The organism is Corynebacterium sp. NPDC060344 (assembly GCF_042725215.1).
In the GTDB taxonomy this organism is placed as follows: Bacteria; Actinomycetota; Actinomycetes; order Mycobacteriales; family Mycobacteriaceae; genus Corynebacterium.
Map to the genome: position 1 here is coordinate 1 of NZ_JBHXCS010000047.1, position 1263 is coordinate 1263.

Annotated in this window: 1 rRNA gene; it reads right to left on the reverse strand. The window is 57.2% G+C overall.

From position 1 onward, the window contains the following. Positions 1-1263, reverse strand: a 23S ribosomal RNA gene (locus ACFWGD_RS13285); the annotation flags it as partial.

The window sequence follows — 1263 nt, forward strand, 5'->3', positions numbered from 1 at the left end:
ACGTCGCGAGGCCCCCCTTCTCCCGAAGTTACGGGGGCATTTTGCCGAGTTCCTTAACCACAGTTCACCCGATCGCCTTAGTATTCTCTACCTGACCACCTGTGTCGGTTTGGGGTACGGGCCACACAACCACTCGCTAGAGGCTTTTCTCGGCAGCATAGGATCACCAACTTCCCCACTACGGGTACGCATCACGTCTCACCCTTCATGCGGTCCGGATTTACCTGGACCGCGGGCTACACGCTTACACCACCATCCATCAGGTGGCACGGCTACCTTCCTGCGTCACCCCATCACTTGGCTACTACCAGATCAGGTCCCCTGCATCCACCACCAGGCCACGCCCGAAGGCATGAAACGGCGGCTTCAGGAGGGTTAGTATCACTGATTCACCATGGGCGCGATTGTGCGGGTACGGGAATATCAACCCGTTGTCCATCGACTACGCCTGTCGGCCTCGCCTTAGGTCCCGACTCACCCTGGGAGGATTAACCTGGCCCAGGAACCCTTGGTCATCCGGCGGAGGAGTTTTCCACTCCTCATTCGCTACTCATGCCTGCATTCTCACTCGTGTCCACTCCACCACAGGTCACCCCGCAGCTTCACAGCCGAACACGACGCTCCCCTACCCAGCCAGCCACAAGGACTGACTGCCGCGGCTTCGGCGGTATGCTTGAGCCCCACTACATTGTCGGCGCAGGACCACTCGACCAGTGAGCTATTACGCACTCTTTCAAGGATGGCTGCTTCTAAGCCAACCTCCTGGTTGTCTTCGCGATCCCACATCCTTTTCCACTTAGCATACCCTTAGGGGCCTTAGCCGGCGATCTGGGCTGTTTCCCTCTCGACTACGAAGCTTATCCCCCGCAGTCTCACTGCCGTGCTCTCACCTCACCGGCATTCGGAGTTTGGCTGATGTCGCTAAGATGATAGTCCCGCTAAACCAACCAGTAGCTCTACCTCCAGGAGGAAACACACGACGCTGCACCTAAATGCATTTCGGGGAGAACCAGCTATCACGGAGTTTGATTGGCCTTTCACCCCTACCCACAACTCATCCCCTCAGTTTTCAACCTAAGTGGGTTCGCGCCTCCACAGAGTCTTACCTCTGCTTCACACTGGCCATGGGTAGATCACTCCGCTTCGGGTCCAGGACACGCCACTACAACACACTAGTTAGTATTCGCTTTCGCTACGGCTACCCCACACGGGTTAACCTCGCGACGTGCCGCTGACTCGCAGGCTCATTCTTCAAAAGGCACG